Below are 15,476 nucleotides of genomic sequence, written 5' to 3' on the forward strand. Positions count from 1 at the left end.
CCTGCGTGCGTCGTGCTCGCCTCGGGCGGGCCGTTCTCGCCGCAGGTCATGCCCACGCCGGTTCTGGGGGGGTGCCGGCCGATGCCACGTCGCCGAGGCCGTGCCGTCAAGCCGTCTCGGCCGGTGCCGCGGCCGCCGGTTCGGTGTCCTCGTCGACGGAGTAGGACAGGAAGTCGTCGACCATGCGGTGGAAGAGCGCGGCGAGCAGGCGCAGCTCCTCGGGCGACCAGTCGGCGAGGGCGAGTTGCATTCCCCGGGCGCCCGCGTCCCGGATCCGGGCGATGGCCTGCCGGCCCGTGTCGGTGAGCTGGATCCGCTGCGCGCGTCGGTCGTCGGGGTCGGGGACGCGGGTGGCGTACCCCGACTTCTGCAGCTGCTGCACCGTGCGCGTCACATGGGAGGCCTCCACACCCAGCCGGTTCGCCAGTTCCCCCGGCCGCAGCGGCTCGGAGTCGGCGACCTGGCGCAGCAGCGCCACGGCGGCACGGTCGAGCGGCACCCCGGCCAGGGCCATGAGCCGCTCGTGCTGCCGGGCGCGCGTGCTCAGGTACGTGATGCGGGTGAGCGCCCGCTCGATCTCGGTGACTTCCGGGGAGGCGGGAGTGTCGGGGAGCGGCTGTGTGGACATGCGAGCCACGTTACCATCTTGTTGCGTAACTCAAGTAATATGGTGATCCGCTGGGACCTCGACCCGGACAGTGACCCGGACGGTGTCGTCCCACGGCGCGCCCGCCGCGATGGCCTGCCGCCAGGTCCGGAGCGCCTTGGGCGGCATGCCGACCGCCAGGGCGCCGCTGACCCGGTCGCCGGTGCGGTACAGGGCGACGAACCGGCACCGGCCCAGGTCGCCGTCCACCACCGCGACCTCGTCGTGGCCCCGCAGGAAGCCGTACGCCTGGATCTTCATCCCGTACTGGTCGGACCAGAAGTACGGCACCGGCGCGAACGGCTTGCGTGCCTCGGGGCGGAGCAGGTTGCGGGCGGCGGCCATGCCCTGTTCGGCGGCGTTGGTGCGGTGCTCGATCCGCATCGACGTGCCGAACAGCGGGTTGTGCCAGCGGGCGATATCACCGGCCGCGTACACTCCCCCAGCCTCCGGCCGGGCGGAGCCCCAGGTGGCCTCGCAGTACTGGTCGCAGACCACACCGTCGCTCAGGACGAGGCCGCTGCCTTCCAACCACTCGGTGTTCGGCCGTGAGCCCACGGCGACCAGCACCTCGTCCGCGTCGACGACCTCACCGTCCGCGAGCCGCACCCCGTCCTCGGTCACCTCGGTGACGGTGACCCCGCAGCGCAGGTCCACGCCCCGCTCCAGGTGCGCCCGGGTCAGCACCTCCCCGACCGCCGAGCCGACGGCGTGGGCCAGCGGCACCGCGGCGGGTTCCAGGAGGGTGACGTGGACACCGAGCCGCCGGGCGACGGCGGCGGCCTCCGCGCCCAGGAAACCGGCGCCCACCACGACCAGGCGCCGCCCGGGCGTGAGCCGGTCCCGCAGCGTGAGGGCGTCGTCGAGGGTGCGCAGGACGTGGGCCCCCTCGCCGGGCAGCCGGCGCGGCCGGACCCCGGTCGCCACCACGAGTCCGTCGTACGGCACTTCGCGGCCGTCGGCCAAGGCGACGATCCGCTCGGCGGGTTCCAGGCCGGTCGCCGCCACCCCGAGCCGCACGTCGAGGCCGAGCGCGGCCAGGTCGGCGGGGGTGCGCAGCGCCAGCCGCTCCGCCTCCCACTCCGCGGCCAGCAGTTGCTTGGACAGCGGCGGCCGGTCGTACGGGGGCAGCGGCTCGTCACCGACGAGGGTGAGCGTGCCGTCGTAGCCCTCGCGGCGCAGCGTCTCGGCCGCGGCGAGCCCGGCGGCCGAGGCACCCACCACGACGATCCGCCTCACCGCCGCACCAGCCGGATGGCGGCGGCCGGGCAGATCGCCACGGCCTCGCGCACGTCGTCGAGCAGGTCCGCCGGGGGCCGCTCGTCCAGCAGGAAGGCGATGCCGTCCTCGTCCCGTTGGTCGAAGACCTCGGGGGCGGCCATCACACACTGCCCCGACGCGACACACTTCGGCTCGTCCAGTTCCACGCGCATGCTCTGCACCTCGTTCGCTCTCTGTGGGGGGTTGACCGTCGGTGCGCGAGTCACCAGGTGACGGGCAGTTCGTAGACGCCGTAGACCGAGCCGTCGTGCTTGAACGGCAGGCTGTCCACCTCGGCGGCGAGACGGAGGGTCGGAATGCGGCGGTAGAGGGTGCTGTAGACGACCTGGAGTTCCATCCGGGCCAGCGGCTGGCCCAGGCACTGGTGGACGCCGAAACCGAAGGCGACGTGCCGACGGGCGTCGCGGGTGATGTCCAGCCGGTCGGGGTCGGCGAAGGCCTCGGGATCGCGGTTGGCGATGTCGTTGGGCAGGATCACGCCCTCACCGGCCCGGATCACCTGGCCGGCGATCTCGATGTCCTCGAGGGCCGCCCGGCGTCGTCCGCCGTGCACGATGTTGAGGTAGCGCAGCAGTTCCTCCACCGCCGACGCCACCAGCTTGGGGTCGTCGCTGTCCCGCAGCAGCGCGAGCTGGTCCGGATGCTCGAGCAGCGCGAGCGTGCCGAGCGCGATCATGTTGGCGGTCGTCTCATGGCCGGCCAGCAGCAGCAGTACGCCCATCTGGGCGGCGTCCTGCCGCGTCAGCTCGCCCGCCTCGACCCGCGCCACGAGCCCGGAGAGCAGGTCGTCGCCGGGGTCGGTCATCTTCCGGCCCATCAGCTCGTCGAGGTAGCCGATCAGCCTCCCGTGGGCGGCCATGCGGTCCTCCATGGCCGCGTCCCGGGTGATGAGGGTCCTGCTGTTGTCCTGGAAGAAGTCGTGGTCGGCGTACGGCACTCCGAGGAGTCGGCAGATGACCAGCGAGGGCACCGGCAGGGCGAACGCCTGCACCAGGTCGAGGGGGCCGCCGGTGGCGAGCATGTCGTCGATGAGGTCGTCCACGATCTTCTGCACGCCGGGCCGCAGCGCCTCGATCCGCTTCACCGCGAACGGCGCGGTCACCATGCGTCGCAGGCGGGCGTGCTCGGGGTCGTCCATCAGGACGAAGCTGATGGTGTTCTTGCCGTTGCTCGGTGCCTGGAGCGGATAGCCGGGGGTGGTGATGTCGGCGCTGACGCGGGGGTCGAGGAGCAGGGTGCGCTGGTCCTCGTAGCGGGTCGCCAGCCAGGGCGTGCTGCCGTCCCAGAGGCGGACCTTGACGAGGCGGCCCTCGTCCTGCTGGGCCCGGAGGGCCGGGGGCGGGTCGAAGGGGCAGCCCGCCGCCCTGGCCATCGGGAACTCGGGGACCGGCGTGGCCGCGTCGGGCGCGCCGCCGGTGAGGGTGTCGGCCATGGTTCTCCTCGGTGTGGGGGGGCTCCGGGGGCGGAACGCCGGGGTGAGAGGGGTGAGGCCTCGATGAGCACAGGCAAACAGACAGGACTGACGTCAACCCGTCAGTTTCCTGACAGAAAGCTGACGTGGTCCGGATCACAGTCGCATTCAGGACGCACGAATCCCTGTGCTTCATAAGGGGGTTGTGAATGACGGCCGTGCCTGAACGGGCGCGTCGACGTCGACCGTGGACCACGGGACGGGGCCCTGCCGGGCGACGGCGGGATGTTTGCTCCGCGACGCCTCAGAACTCGGCGTCGGCGTCTCCCAGCCAGTATCCGAAGCCCCGGCGGGTGTGGATCAGCACCGGCGCGTCCCGGTCCACCTTGCGTCGCAGCCGGGAGACGAGTTGCTCGATGGCATTGTCGCCGCGGTGGTGGCCCCAGACGTAGCGGCCGATCTGCTCCTTGGACAGCACCCGGTGTGCGTTGGCCAGGAAGTGCAGCAGCAGTCGGTACTCGGCCGGTGTGAGGTCCAGCCGCCGGGGGCCGCGGCGCGCCTCGCAGCGGGTGTCGTCCAGGACCAGGTCCCGGTAGCCCAGCTCGTCGCCGCGCGGCCTGCGGCGACCGGGTCCGCGCAGCAGGACCTGCACCCGGGCGAGGACCTCGGCCACCCGGAAGGGCTTGGTGACGTAGTCCCGCTCCCCCGGGCCGAGTTCCGGCACCAGCCGGTCGAGAGACTCGTACACGGTCAGCAGGAGCACCGGCGGGCGGTCGACGACGGTGGGCCGGTCGCGGCCGATGCTCTCCAGGTCCGGAAGCGTCGCGTCGACGACCAGGAGGTCGAACCGGCGCTCGGCGAGCCGCGCCAGCGCCTCGGTCCCGCTGCGGACCACGGTGACGCGGTACCCCGCCAGGTCGAGGGTGGTGGAGAGCAGCTCGGCCGTGTCCGGCTCGTCGACGACGAGCAGCAGGTGCTCTCCGGCCCCGCGGACCGGCGCCGGTTTCTCACGGATGACGCCGTACATTCCCCCCACCCTACCCCGCTGCTTGCCTAACTCAATTAATTCTGGCCGGGGTTACGGGCGCCTGCCACATGCCGACGACCGCGTCCACCAGACCGGTGGCGGCTTCGTGCCAGGTGGAGCGTGGCGTGGGCGTGTGCTCGGCGAGCGCCCGCTCCCGCTCGGCACAGACGTGCACGATGAGGTGGCGGGCCATGTCGCCGCGCTCGGCCCGCACGTCGTCGGGCAGCTCGGGCAGGCAGCGCCGCAGCCCCTCCACGATCTGCCGCAGGTCCGGGGACGCCAGTGACTCCTCCGCCATGGTCCGCCGCAGCGCCGGGTCGGTCATCACCTGGGCGCAGAACCGCGCGTACCAGGTGGGACTGCCCAGCGCCGCGAGGTGCTCGGGCACCGGGCGGACGAGGCAGTCCACCCAGTCGCGCACATCGGTGGAGTCGCCGGTGGCGGCCAGCAGCCGGGCACGGATCTCCCCGATCGGTTCGGCGTGCCTGCGGATGATCGCCCGGACCAGGTCGGTCTTGGTGCCGAAGTGGTAGCCGACGGCCGCGTTGTTGCCCTGGCCCGCGGCCTCACTGACCTGACGGTTGGACACCGTGTACACGCCGCGTTCGGCGAACAGCCGCTCAGCGGCCGTCAGGATCAGCTCCCGCGTCGCGCTGACCTGTTCGGCTCGTACCGTCCTGCCCGCCATGCTCACCACCGCACCGGGGCCCGGGAAACCCCGCGCCGGCCGGCCCCTGGAGCCGCCACGGGTCCGCCGCCGAGCGACGCCTCACGTCCCTGAAGCCTACGTAAGGAAACGGAGCCAGTATGGTAAGTCAAGCAGCTGCCTTAAATCTGGCTGCCTCTTCACCTGACGCCCCCGGAGGCTCCCTATGTCCGACGCCCTTGCCCCACCCGCCGAGGCCGGGGGCGCCGCCGCGCCGAGACCCAACGCCGTCGTGGCGGTGCTGGCCTTCGCCGGGATCGTCGTCGCGTTGATGCAGACCCTGGTGATCCCGATCGTGCCGGAGCTTCCCCGGCTGCTCGACGCGCCGGCGTCCGACACCGCCTGGGCGGTCACCGCGACCCTGCTGGCGGCGGCCGTGGCCACTCCGGTGGTGGGCCGCCTCGGTGACATGTTCGGCAAGCGCCGGATGCTGATGATCAGCGTCCTGATGCTGGTGATCGGCTCGGTGGTGTGCGCGCTCAGCGAGTCGCTGGTGCCGATGGTCGTGGGCCGGGCGTTGCAGGGCCTCGCCTCGGGGGTGATCCCGCTGGGCATCAGCATCATGCGGGACGAGCTGCCCGCCGAGCGGCTGGCCGGATCGACCGCGCTGATGAGCGCCTCCCTCGGCGTCGGCGGCGCCCTCGGTCTGCCCACGGCCGCTCTGATCGCCGACAACTTCGACTGGCACGTCCTGTTCTGGGCCTCCGCCGCCATGGGCGTGATCGCCCTCGTTCTGGTCGTGAGCCTGGTGCCGGAGTCGCGGGTACGCACCGGTGGCCGCTTCGACGTGGTCGGCGCGCTCGGCATGGCGACCGGCCTGGTGTGCCTGTTGCTGGCGATCTCCAAGGGTGCCGACTGGGGCTGGACCAGCGGCACCACGCTCGGACTGTTCGCCGCCGCCGTGCTCGTGCTGCTGGCGTGGGGCGCGTTCGAACTGCGCACCACGCAGCCGCTGGTCGACCTGCGTACCACCGCCCGCCGTCAGGTCCTGGTCACCAACCTGGCCTCGGTGGCGATCGGTTTCTCCATGTTCGCGATGTCCCTGGTGCTCCCGCAGCTGCTCCAGCTGCCCGAGCAGACGGGTTACGGACTGGGCAGATCGCTGCTGACGGCCGGTCTGGTGATGGCTCCCTCCGGCCTGGTGATGATGGCGACCGCGCCCGTCTCCGCCGCCGTGTCCAAGGCCAAGGGGCCGAAGGTGACGCTGATGATCGGTGCGGTGATCGTGGCCTGCGGGTACGGCCTGAACATCGTGCTGATGTCCGAGGTCTGGCACCTGGTGATGGTCTCCTGCGTGATCGGCGCCGGCATCGGCTTCACGTACGGCTCGATGCCCGCCCTGATCATGGGTGCCGTGCCCGCGAGCGAGACGGCCGCCGCCAACAGCCTCAACACCCTGATGCGGTCCATCGGCACGTCGGTGGCCAGCGCCATCGCGGGTGTCGTCCTCTCGCAGATGACCACCACCCTCGGCGGCTTCGCGCTGCCCTCCAAGGACGGCTTCCGGACGGTCATGGCGCTCGGCGTCGGCGCCGCCCTGCTCGCCCTCGCGATCGCCGCGTTCATTCCCCGGCAGCGGGTCTCCCTCGCACCGACCCCAGCGCCCGGGGCCGACACGCCGACGGTTCGCACCACCACGGCGAAGTGAGCGGACGGCGAACGGAGACCCAGGGGGTGTCCGCAAAGTCGCGCCGTCCGGCACGCAGGCCGGGTCTACGGCGGGCGCCCCGGGCCGACCCGCGGCAGCGTCCGAGGGCGCACCGACGCTCGGGGCGGGGGCGGCGTTCAGCCCCGGCCGGTGCCTCGTGCACAGGGCGCCGTTCAGGCGAACCGGGCGCGCGGCACGCGTGACGAGGGGCGGGAGCGTCGAGAACTGACCCGTGAGCCTCCCGCTGATCCCGCCCATGCTCGCCACGACCGGCGTCCTGCCGCCCGCCGCGCAGGACGCCCGGTGGGCCTACGAGACGAAGCAGGACGGCCAGCGGGTGGTGGCGTACCTCGCCGGGGACGGCGGCGTGGTCCTGCGCGCCCGCTCCGGGGAGGTCGTCACCGTCGCCTACCCCGAACTGCTGCCGCTGGGCCGCGCCCTCGGCCGCACCCCCGCCGTACTGGACGGGGAGGTGCTGGCGCTGGACGAACGGGGGCGCGCCGACTTCCAGTTGCTCCAGTCCCGCATGGGTCTGGTGCAGTCCCCCGGCAGGGCGGCGCGCCGAGCGGCGGAGGTGCCCGTCCACCTCGTCCTGTTCGACGTGATGCACCTGGGGGGCCGCTCCCTCGTCGCCCTCCCCTACACCCGGCGGCGCACCCTCCTGGAGGGGCTGGACCTGAGCGGGCCGCACTGGTCCACCCCGACCGCCCTGGTCGGTCACGGCGAGCAGGCACTGCGGGCCACCCGCGAGAACGGGCTGGAGGGCCTGGTCTGCAAACGGCTGGACTCGGCGTACGAACCCGGAGTGCGTTCCCGGGCCTGGATCAAGATCCGGAACATGCGCAGCGAGGACGTGGTCGTGGGTGGTTGGCTGCCCGGCAAGGGGCGGCTCACCGGCCTGCCGGGCGCGGTGCTGGTCGGACAGCGCACCCGGGGGCGGCTGCGTTACGTCGGCGGGGTGGGCACCGGCTGGAGCGAGACCGAGCGCGAGCAGCTCGCCGCGCTGCTGAGGGCCGCCGAGACGGACGTGTGCCCCTTCGATCCCGTTCCGCCGGTCGCCGGCGCCCACTGGGTACTGCCCCGCCTGGTCGGCGAGGTCCGCTACAGCACCCGGACCCGGGCCGGAATGCTGCGCCAGCCGTCCTGGCTGCGGTTGCGGCCCGACCTCGCCCCCGAGGAATCGGCGGCGGACCTTCCGGACGACCTGCCCTGACACGCTTCTCCGACGTCACCCCCTGACGTCCTCCCCCTGGCGTTCTGCCGCGACAACCCGCCCTGACACGACGTCAGGACCCAACTGTTGGGGCCACTGTCACCAGAGAGACGCCCGCACACTCTTGGCGCGGACATGAAAAGCCGGGAAGCTGATCTCCCTTGCCCCCCACAGCCGTTGGGCTGCGCCCGGACCAGAGGAGGACGCAGTGTCGTCACCGTCGTTCAAGGCTCACCGCAGGAGATGGCTCACCGGCCTGGCCGGCGCCGCCGCCCTCGTCGTCGCCTTCCCCGCCGTCGCCTTCGCCGCCCCGCCGCAGGCGCTCCCCGCCAACGCCGAGACGGCCGAGAAGACCTTCCAGCCGGCCTTCGACTACGACACGGACGGGTGCTACCCCACCCCCGCGATCGGCCCCGACGGCAGCGTCAACGGCGGCCTCAACCCGACCGGCGCCCTCAACGGCGGTTGCCGTGACGCCTCGGACCTCGACAACACCAACAGCTACTCGCGCTACAAGTGCAACAACGGCTGGTGCGCCTACATGTACGGCCTGTACTTCGAGAAGGACCAGGCCGTGGCCGGCAGCAGCATCGGCGGGCACCGGCACGACTGGGAACACGTCGTGATCTGGACGCAGAACAACCAGGTGCGGTACGTCTCGACGTCCAACCACGGCTCGTTCACCGTCACGGCGGCGTCCGGGGTCCGCTTCGACGGCACCCACGCGAAGGTCGTCTACCACAAGGACGGCATCAGCACGCACTGCTTCCGGCTCGCGAACTCGAACGACGAACCGCCGGAGAACCACAAGGGCACCTGGCAGTACCCGCCGCTGGTCGGCTGGAACGGCTACCCGTCGGGCCTGCGCGACAGGTTGAGCGCGTACGACTTCGGCAGCGCCAACTTCGGCCTCAAGGACGCCAACTTCGTCAACCACCTCACCTCGGCGAAGCCGTCCGGCATCGCCTTCGACCCCGGCGCCTGACCCGGACACCGCCCTGGCGACGGGCATCGGGCGCGAGACCTACGACCCACGCACCCCAGGGTTGGGTCCCGCGCCCGATGCCCCGCGATACGGGCGCCGCATAGCGTCCCGCGCATGGACACCACTGACACGAGCGGACAGCTCGAAGAAGCCCTGGAGCGCCTGCACTCCTGTGGACCGGAGCGGCTCGGCCGGCTCACCAACCACGCCCCCATGGTCGTCGAGGCACTCGCCGCGCACGGTCAGGCCGGCGCCGTGCACCGCTGGCTGGACCTGTACCGAGGCAGGCTGGAGGACTTCCCCGCCCCGGTGGCCCCCGTCACCGACGACAACTGGCCCTCGGCGCTGGGTGATCCGCGCCGGGCCGCCGACTGGATCGGCTACTTCTCCCGGGCCCTCGCCGACCACCCGTGGCACGACGTCCTCGCCCTGTGGTGGCCACGCCTCCTGCCGGGGATCTACGGCGGCTCCACCCATCCGGTCATCCGGGTCGGCCACGCCGTACGCGCCCTCGAAGCGGGACCGAACCCGCCCCGGCTCACCGAACTCGCGCACGGACTGGGCTACTGGGCGGCCCGGCACCACGCCGTGTCCGGGATCACCCCGCTGCCCGGCGACCGCTCCGCGGCGCGGTCGCTGGACGCGGCACCCGCCGTCGAGGCGGCCGAGGACGGCTTCCCGGCCCGGCTCGCAGCCGTACGCCGGCTGCCGGTCTGGGCGGACGACGTCACCGACCCGGACACGGCCAGGGAACGGCTCACCGAACTCGTCCGCGCCGCGACCCATCGCTACGCCACCCACGGCCACGGCGAGGAGACCATGCTGGTGCACGCGGCCACCGCCCCCAACGCCGTGCTGCGCACGCTGGGTTCGCTGCCGCGGGAGATGTGGGTGCCGAGCCTGCGCGCGGCCTGGACGGCGTCCGCCGCGGTCACCGCGATGTACGCGCCCGCGCAACCGGTCACCTACACCCCTCCCGCACGGCTGACGGCCGAGGAGGTCCTGGAGCGGGCCCTGGCGCACGGCGACGAGCACGTCATCAAACTCACCGACACGGCGTTGGACGTGGGCGACGAACAGGCCCTCGCCGCCGCGCTGCGCTCGGTCGAACTCAGTACACCACTGGCCTGAAACGGTCGGCCAACGCCGGTATCCGCCTCCTCGTCCGGAAGTCGAGCGGTACTGCACGGGCGCACTGCCCGAAGGGACTATCGTGTCCGCATGTCCGTGCCCGAACTGATCCGTATCGTCTCCCGCGACTCGCCGATGGCGCTCGCCCAAGTGGAGCGGGTCCGCGCCGAGTTGGCCGCCCTGTATCCCGACACGCGCACCGAGGTCGTACCGGTGAAGACCACCGGGGACAAGTGGATGGGCGATCTGTCCGCGGTCGAGGGCAAGGGCGCCTTCACCAAGGAGGTCGACGCCGCGCTGCTGGCCGGCCGGGCCGATCTCGCGGTGCACTGCGTCAAGGACGTGCCCGCCGACCGGCCGCTGCCCGCGGGGACCACGTTCGCCGCGTTCCTGAAGCGGGACGACATCCGCGACGCCCTCATCCACCCGGGTGGCCTCACCCTGGACGAGCTGCCGGCCGGTACCCGGATCGGCACCTCCTCGGTGCGCCGGGTCGCCCAACTGGCCGCCACCCACCCGCACCTGGACTGTGTGCCGTTCCGCGGCAACGCCAACCGGCGCCTGGAGAAGCTCGCGGCAGGTGAGGCGGACGCGCTGCTGCTCGCGGTGTCCGGCCTGGAGCGCATCGACCGGCGGGACGTGATCAGCGAGGTCCTCTCCCCCGAGACGATGATGCCGCCGATCGGCGCGGGCATCCTCGCGCTCCAGTGCCGCGAGGGCGACACCGCGACCATCGACGCGGTCAGCGCGCTCGGTGACCCGGACACGTTCCGGGAGGCCACCGCGGAGCGCATGTTCCTGCACGTCCTGCAGGGACACTGCAACAGCCCGATCGCCGGGTACGCCCGCGTGGACCGCAGTGGTGAACTGTCCCTGCGTGCCTGTGTGTTCACCCCGGACGGCAAGACCCGGCTGAACGCGCACGAATGGGCGGGCCCGCTCGACCCGGCGACGCTCGGCACCTCGGTCGCCGTGGCCCTGCTGCGGCAGGGCGCCCGCGAGATCATCGACGGCATCCCGCACTGAGCGCAAGCACCGAATGGGCCCGCCCCGAGGGGCGGGCCCACCTCAAGCGCCCACGTCAGGCGGTGCCCTCTTCGGCCTGGTCCCGCAGGAAGTTGCTCACCTGGCAGGCGAGGCCCTCACGGACCGTGCCGGTGCCGACGGCCCCCTCCTGCAGTCCGATACCGCCCGCCCACAGCCGACGGTCCGCCCACTCCTCGTCGACCCGCAGCTGGATCTGGATGTCCACCTGGCTCAGGGACGCCTCCGACCCGGCCGCGTACAGCACGGCGGTGGCCCGGCGCAGCGGGTAGACGTCGTAGCCCTCGATGAACTGGGAGTTGCGCCAGTCCAGGAACGCGCTCTCGCCGTCGGGGCCGATCCGCACGTCGATCTGACCGTCCTCCAGGTGGATACCGAGGTGGCGGGGGCCCCGGTTCTCCACGGTGACGCGCATCCGGAAATACGCCAGCCCCTCGGCCGCGTCGTCCCGTCCGCGCGGCGGCTCGGCCGCTTCCAGCTGATGGACGCGGACCCGCAGACCGGCATGCTCGTCGTACTCCTGCCAGTCCCCGACCACGTTCGGCTCGTACACAGTGCACCTCTTCGACCTCAGAGAGCTGCTTCCTATCTGTGCGCTCAGCGCAGTGTCAAATGAGCAGAATGAGCTGTGGCCAGCGAATTCGTCCCCTTGATCGGTGATCAAGCCGTGCGCAGGAAGAACAGGCCGACCGGGCGGACGACCCGTTCCCGGCGCGTGCCGCACATCACTTTCCGGCCGTCGCTCAGCGTGCCAGCCGGCCCAGCAGCGAGGAGGCCGCGGTGATGCCGAGCGCGGCGGCCACGAGCAGCACCGCGAAGTCGAGCGCCAGATGCGCGGGCGTCCCCAGGAGCAGACCGCGCAGGGCGTCGACCTGATAGCTGAGCGGGTTGGCCTTGCTGACCGCCTGGAGCCAGCCCGGCATGACGGACACCGGGTAGAGGGCGTTGGAGCCGAAGAACAGAGGCATGGTGATCGCCTGCCCGATTCCCATCAGCCGGTCGCGGCTGAGCACGACACCGGCGATGGTCATCGACAGGCAGGAGAAGAAGACGGATCCGAGGATCACGGCCGCGGCGACACCGACGAGTTCGAGCGGGTTCCAGGTCAGGGCGACCCCGAGGAGAGCGGCGATGACGATGACGACCACGGCCTGGATCAGCGATTTCACCCCGGCCGCGAATGCCTTGCCGGTGATCAGCGCCGAGCGTGGGGTCGGTGTGACCAGCAGCTTGTTCAGGATGCCGGCGTCGCGTTCCCAGATGATCTGGATGCCGTAGAAGATGGCGATGAACATCGCGGACTGGGCGATGATGCCGGGCGCGAGGTAGTCGACGTAGGGGATGCCCTGGGTGGGGATCGCCTTGATCCGGGTGAAGGTCTGGCCGAAGATCAGCAGCCACAGGGCCGGCTGGACCGCGCGGGTGTACAACTCGGTCCGGTCGTGACGCAGTTTCTGCAGTTCGACGGCGCACATGGCGATGACCCGGGCGGGCAACAGCCGCCAGCCCGCGCGGGGCTGGGGCGGTTGCACCAGCAGGCCGATGCCGTCCTCGCGGGCGCGGTCAGCCGACGCGGTTCGCGGTTCGGCGGGTGCTTCGGACATCGCGGAAACCTCCTGACTGGTCGTCGAGACCGCTGCCCGCGACGTCGCGGAAGACGTCCTCCAGCGTGGGCAGGGGGGCCGTGGCCGGGGCGCCTGCCGCGCGCCGGCGTTCGCCGAGGCCCTCCCTGAGCTCGGTCGGGGTGCCGAGCGCCCGGACGCGGCCGCGGTGCATCAGTGCGATCCGGTCGCAGTACTGGTCGGCCTCGTCCATGTAGTGGGTCGTCACCAGGACCGTCATGCCGGTGGCCGCGCGGACGGCGTTGATGTGCTCCCACACGCCGGTGCGGGCGATCGGGTCGAGCCCGACGGTGGGTTCGTCGAGGATCAGCAGACGGGGCGCGCTGACCAGGGCCTGGGCGAGTTCGAGGCGACGGACCATGCCGCCCGAGTAGGTGCCGGCGAGCCGGTCGGCGGCGTCGGTGAGGCCGACGGCGGTCAGGGCCTGGCCGACGCGTTCGGCGCGTTCCTTGCGGGGCACGTCGAAGACCCGGGCGAACAGGGCGACGTTCTCCCGGCCGGTGAGGCCCGCGTCGGCGGAGAGCTGCTGGGGCACATAGCCCAGCAGACGGCGTACGGCCATGGCGTCCTTGGCGGTGTCGCGACCGAAGACGCGGACCTGCCCCGCGGGCACCGGCAGGAGGGTGGTGATGCAGCGGATGGCGGTGGTCTTCCCGGCACCGTTGGGGCCGAGCAGTCCGAACACCTCACCCTGGGTCACGGTCAGATCGAGTCCGTCCACCGCGGTCGTCTCACCGAAGGTGTAGACGAGGTTCGCGCAGGTGACGGCGGGGTCAGTGTCCTGGGTCATGACTCCTCGGCCTCCTCGTGCAGGTTGTAGGCCAGCTTGCGCAGGGCCGGGAGCGCCGCGCGCAGCGCCTGCTGGTCCGCCTCGTCGAGGCCGGACACCTGGCCCCGTACGAGTGCGGCGCGCCGTCTGCGCCACTCCCCGAGTCGGTGCTCGGCCGCGGGAGTCGGCAGCAGTCGCGCCGCCCGCCGGTCGGCCGGGTCCGTCTCACGGGTCAGATACCCCTCCCGGGCGAGCCGGTTGACCAGCGTGGACACCGAGTTGCTCGCGAGGTACAGGTCCTTGGCCGCGTCCGAGATGCCGATCCCGGGCCGCGCCACCACGAGGCGCAACAGCTCCACCTCGGCTCCGCGCAGCGGTGGGGCGGCCATCTGGGGGCGCAGTCGGCGTCGGATCAGCCGCTGGACTCCGACGAGCGCGTCGGCCAGCTCCTCCGGAAAGGGATCGAGTTCCACCCGATCGACGTTACCTCTGTAGCAGAGGTAACGAACCCCAAAGAGTGGTCAAGGGCGTCGCGTGGGGCGACCACGTGCCGTCCGGTGGCTTTGGGGTTGTTTTGACACGCAAGTGTCGGGAATATGGCCTTATGTGCTTCGGACAGGAGGCACGTCCGTGGGAAGTCGGCCCGCTCGGGCCCGCGTGTACTCCGCTTGTTCAGTGGCCGCGCCCCCACGTGTCTGTCCATCCAGCACCTGCTGAGGGAGGCGGGCAGTATGCCTGTCACTGGCAGAACGAAGCCGCATCCGCACGATGACGCCCCCGACACCGCCGCCGATTTCGAACGGCTCGCCGCGCTGCCCGACGGTCCGCAGCGCAAGTCGTTGCGGGACGAGGTGGTCGAACTCTGGCTGCCCATGGCGGAGCGCATCGCGGTCCGGTTCCGGGGCCGCGGAGAGTCCCTGGAGGACCTCTACCAGGTGGCGGCCCTCGGACTGGTCAAGGCCGTCGACCACTACGACCCCGGGCGGGGCTGCGCCTTCGAGGCCTACGCCGTGCCGACCATCACCGGCGAGATCAAGCGGCACTTCCGCGACCACATGTGGACGCTGCACGTACCTCGACGCGTCCAGGACCTGCGCAATCGTGTGCGCCGGGCCGCGAAGGAACTGTCGCAGACGACTCCGGGCCGGGCTCCGACCGTGCCGGAGATCGCCGCTCACGCGCAGATGACCGAGGACGAGGCCCGTACCGGCATGGAGGCGCTGGAGTGCTTCACCGCGCTGTCGCTGGAGGCCGAGATGCCCGGCACCGACGGGTACGCGCTGGGTGACGCGATCGGCGGTCCGGACCCGGCCTTCGAGATCGTCGTGGACCGGGTGGCCGTCCGGCCCTGCCTGGAGGCGCTGCCGGAGCGCGAGCGCACCATTCTGTATCTGCGGTTCTTCCGGGGCATGACCCAGAGCACCATCGCCGAGCACCTCGGCATCTCGCAGATGCATGTGTCCCGACTGCTCAGCGGCTGCTTCGACCGGCTGCGTGAGGAGGTCCTCGCCGACGCCGGCTGAGCCGCGCGGCCGCGGCCGTCACTCGGGTGGCGGCGCTCCGGGGATCTGTGTGGGGCCGTACCGGTCGAGGGCGTCTTCGAGCTCCGCGCGGATCTCCGGTGGCATCTCTCCGGCCCGCCCCCACAGCACGATCAGCTCCGCGACGTCGCGCAGCTTGATGTTGGTGTGCTGGGAGACGTTCTTCAGCACCTCCCACCCCTGGTCGGGCGCGACTCGGCCGAGTGCGACGACCATGCCGATCGCCTGGTCCACCACGGCGTGCGAGGCGACGGCTTCCTTGAGCTGGTCGACCTCTTCCTGCAGCGCGAAGATGCGGTCCGAGTCGTCGGCGGGCTCGTGCGGTACGCGGGACACGTCTACATCCTGGCCACCCGATGGGGCCGGCGCTACCCGGCGGGGCGCATACGGGCCATCGTTTCGGTGGCGCCACCGGGGTACTCGGCAGGCGCCCCGAGCGGTTCCGGTCGGAC

17 protein-coding genes are annotated in these 15,476 nt (G+C 71.8%); 6 read left to right on the top strand and 11 right to left on the bottom strand.

Going from position 1 to position 15,476, the window contains the following annotated elements:
- Positions 1-106 precede the first annotated feature (106 nt).
- From ACFYRY_RS01690 to ACFYRY_RS01715, 6 genes are all read right to left on the bottom strand, one after another.
- Positions 107-628, bottom strand: coding sequence for a MarR family winged helix-turn-helix transcriptional regulator (locus ACFYRY_RS01690; RefSeq protein ID WP_389138932.1), 522 nt, complete (start codon positions 626-628; stop codon positions 107-109).
- A gap of 30 nt (positions 629-658) precedes the next feature.
- Entirely contained in the window at positions 659-1,885 is a 1,227-nt protein-coding gene (locus ACFYRY_RS01695; protein ID WP_389138934.1) for an NAD(P)/FAD-dependent oxidoreductase, read from the bottom strand.
- The gene (locus ACFYRY_RS01700) at positions 1,882-2,079 is read right to left on the bottom strand and encodes a ferredoxin (protein WP_389138936.1); all 198 of its coding nucleotides are present in this window, start codon (positions 2,077-2,079) and stop codon (positions 1,882-1,884) included. The genes ACFYRY_RS01695 and ACFYRY_RS01700 overlap by 4 nt, the downstream gene beginning before the upstream one ends.
- A gap of 50 nt (positions 2,080-2,129) precedes the next feature.
- Positions 2,130-3,359 (bottom strand): cytochrome P450, encoded by a 1,230-nt coding sequence (locus ACFYRY_RS01705; RefSeq protein WP_389138938.1) that lies wholly within the window; start codon positions 3,357-3,359, stop codon positions 2,130-2,132.
- Between the two features lie 283 nt (positions 3,360-3,642).
- Positions 3,643-4,365: a response regulator transcription factor gene (locus tag ACFYRY_RS01710; protein ID WP_389138940.1), complete on the bottom strand. Its 723-nt coding sequence runs from the start codon at positions 4,363-4,365 to the stop codon at positions 3,643-3,645.
- Between the two features lie 31 nt (positions 4,366-4,396).
- Complete coding sequence (locus ACFYRY_RS01715) at positions 4,397-5,053, bottom strand: TetR/AcrR family transcriptional regulator (protein ID WP_389138942.1); 657 nt, start codon at positions 5,051-5,053, stop codon at positions 4,397-4,399.
- A 184-nt stretch (positions 5,054-5,237) separates the two neighbouring features.
- Between ACFYRY_RS01715 and ACFYRY_RS01720 the strand changes: the two genes are divergently transcribed.
- The 5 genes from ACFYRY_RS01720 to hemC all read left to right on the top strand — a co-directional run bounded on the left by ACFYRY_RS01720 (position 5,238) and on the right by hemC (position 11,074).
- On the top strand, positions 5,238-6,719 hold the full coding sequence (locus ACFYRY_RS01720) for an MFS transporter (protein ID WP_389138944.1): 1,482 nt from the start codon (positions 5,238-5,240) through the stop codon (positions 6,717-6,719).
- 232 nt (positions 6,720-6,951) lie between these two features.
- A complete protein-coding gene (locus ACFYRY_RS01725; RefSeq protein WP_389138946.1) occupies positions 6,952-7,932 on the top strand; it encodes an ATP-dependent DNA ligase in 981 nt (326 codons plus the stop codon).
- A gap of 208 nt (positions 7,933-8,140) precedes the next feature.
- Positions 8,141-8,917: an NPP1 family protein gene (locus ACFYRY_RS01730; RefSeq protein ID WP_389138948.1), complete on the top strand. Its 777-nt coding sequence runs from the start codon at positions 8,141-8,143 to the stop codon at positions 8,915-8,917.
- A 114-nt stretch (positions 8,918-9,031) separates the two neighbouring features.
- Entirely contained in the window at positions 9,032-10,048 is a 1,017-nt protein-coding gene (locus tag ACFYRY_RS01735; protein WP_389138950.1) for a questin oxidase family protein, read from the top strand.
- A gap of 90 nt (positions 10,049-10,138) precedes the next feature.
- Positions 10,139-11,074 carry a hydroxymethylbilane synthase gene (gene hemC, locus ACFYRY_RS01740; RefSeq protein ID WP_389138952.1) on the top strand — a complete coding sequence of 312 codons (936 nt, stop codon included), beginning with the start codon at positions 10,139-10,141 and terminating at the stop codon, positions 11,072-11,074.
- A gap of 55 nt (positions 11,075-11,129) precedes the next feature.
- Here hemC and ACFYRY_RS01745 read toward each other — a convergent pair whose 3' ends face one another.
- From ACFYRY_RS01745 to ACFYRY_RS01760, 4 genes are all read right to left on the bottom strand, one after another.
- A complete protein-coding gene (locus ACFYRY_RS01745) occupies positions 11,130-11,645 on the bottom strand; it encodes a hypothetical protein (protein ID WP_389138954.1) in 516 nt (171 codons plus the stop codon).
- Positions 11,646-11,835: 190 nt separating this feature from the next.
- A complete protein-coding gene (locus ACFYRY_RS01750; RefSeq protein ID WP_389138956.1) occupies positions 11,836-12,696 on the bottom strand; it encodes an ABC transporter permease in 861 nt (286 codons plus the stop codon).
- Positions 12,656-13,504 (bottom strand): ABC transporter ATP-binding protein, encoded by an 849-nt coding sequence (locus ACFYRY_RS01755; protein ID WP_389138958.1) that lies wholly within the window; start codon positions 13,502-13,504, stop codon positions 12,656-12,658. Before ACFYRY_RS01755 ends, ACFYRY_RS01750 begins: the two co-directional genes overlap by 41 nt.
- Positions 13,501-13,956 carry a MarR family winged helix-turn-helix transcriptional regulator gene (locus ACFYRY_RS01760; protein WP_389138960.1) on the bottom strand — a complete coding sequence of 152 codons (456 nt, stop codon included), beginning with the start codon at positions 13,954-13,956 and terminating at the stop codon, positions 13,501-13,503. The genes ACFYRY_RS01755 and ACFYRY_RS01760 overlap by 4 nt, the downstream gene beginning before the upstream one ends.
- Positions 13,957-14,214: 258 nt before the next feature.
- On the opposite strand from ACFYRY_RS01760, the gene ACFYRY_RS01765 reads away from it, so the two are divergent.
- Positions 14,215-15,006 carry an RNA polymerase sigma factor SigF gene (locus ACFYRY_RS01765; RefSeq protein ID WP_389138962.1) on the top strand — a complete coding sequence of 264 codons (792 nt, stop codon included), beginning with the start codon at positions 14,215-14,217 and terminating at the stop codon, positions 15,004-15,006.
- 18 nt (positions 15,007-15,024) lie between these two features.
- Here ACFYRY_RS01765 and ACFYRY_RS01770 read toward each other — a convergent pair whose 3' ends face one another.
- Entirely contained in the window at positions 15,025-15,360 is a 336-nt protein-coding gene (locus ACFYRY_RS01770) for an ANTAR domain-containing protein (protein ID WP_389138964.1), read from the bottom strand.
- Positions 15,361-15,476 lie beyond the last annotated feature (116 nt).

Source organism: Streptomyces sp. NPDC005263 (genome assembly GCF_042872365.1).
GTDB lineage: Bacteria > Actinomycetota > Actinomycetes > Streptomycetales > Streptomycetaceae > Streptomyces.

Excerpts from the sequence above, each read along its gene's own strand:
- ACFYRY_RS01700 (WP_389138936.1), bottom strand. The coding sequence starts at position 2,079 with ATGCGCGTGGAACTGGACGAGCCGAAGTGTGTCGCGTCGGGGCAGTGT.
- ACFYRY_RS01735 (WP_389138950.1), top strand. The coding sequence starts at position 9,032 with ATGGACACCACTGACACGAGCGGACAGCTCGAAGAAGCCCTGGAGCGC.
- ACFYRY_RS01710 (WP_389138940.1), bottom strand. The coding sequence starts at position 4,365 with ATGTACGGCGTCATCCGTGAGAAACCGGCGCCGGTCCGCGGGGCCGGA.
- ACFYRY_RS01705 (WP_389138938.1), bottom strand. The coding sequence starts at position 3,359 with ATGGCCGACACCCTCACCGGCGGCGCGCCCGACGCGGCCACGCCGGTC.
- ACFYRY_RS01750 (WP_389138956.1), bottom strand. The coding sequence starts at position 12,696 with ATGTCCGAAGCACCCGCCGAACCGCGAACCGCGTCGGCTGACCGCGCC.
- ACFYRY_RS01765 (WP_389138962.1), top strand. The coding sequence starts at position 14,215 with ATGCCTGTCACTGGCAGAACGAAGCCGCATCCGCACGATGACGCCCCC.
- ACFYRY_RS01690 (WP_389138932.1), bottom strand. The coding sequence starts at position 628 with ATGTCCACACAGCCGCTCCCCGACACTCCCGCCTCCCCGGAAGTCACC.
- hemC (WP_389138952.1), top strand. The coding sequence starts at position 10,139 with ATGTCCGTGCCCGAACTGATCCGTATCGTCTCCCGCGACTCGCCGATG.
- ACFYRY_RS01755 (WP_389138958.1), bottom strand. The coding sequence starts at position 13,504 with ATGACCCAGGACACTGACCCCGCCGTCACCTGCGCGAACCTCGTCTAC.
- ACFYRY_RS01720 (WP_389138944.1), top strand. The coding sequence starts at position 5,238 with ATGTCCGACGCCCTTGCCCCACCCGCCGAGGCCGGGGGCGCCGCCGCG.
- ACFYRY_RS01715 (WP_389138942.1), bottom strand. The coding sequence starts at position 5,053 with ATGGCGGGCAGGACGGTACGAGCCGAACAGGTCAGCGCGACGCGGGAG.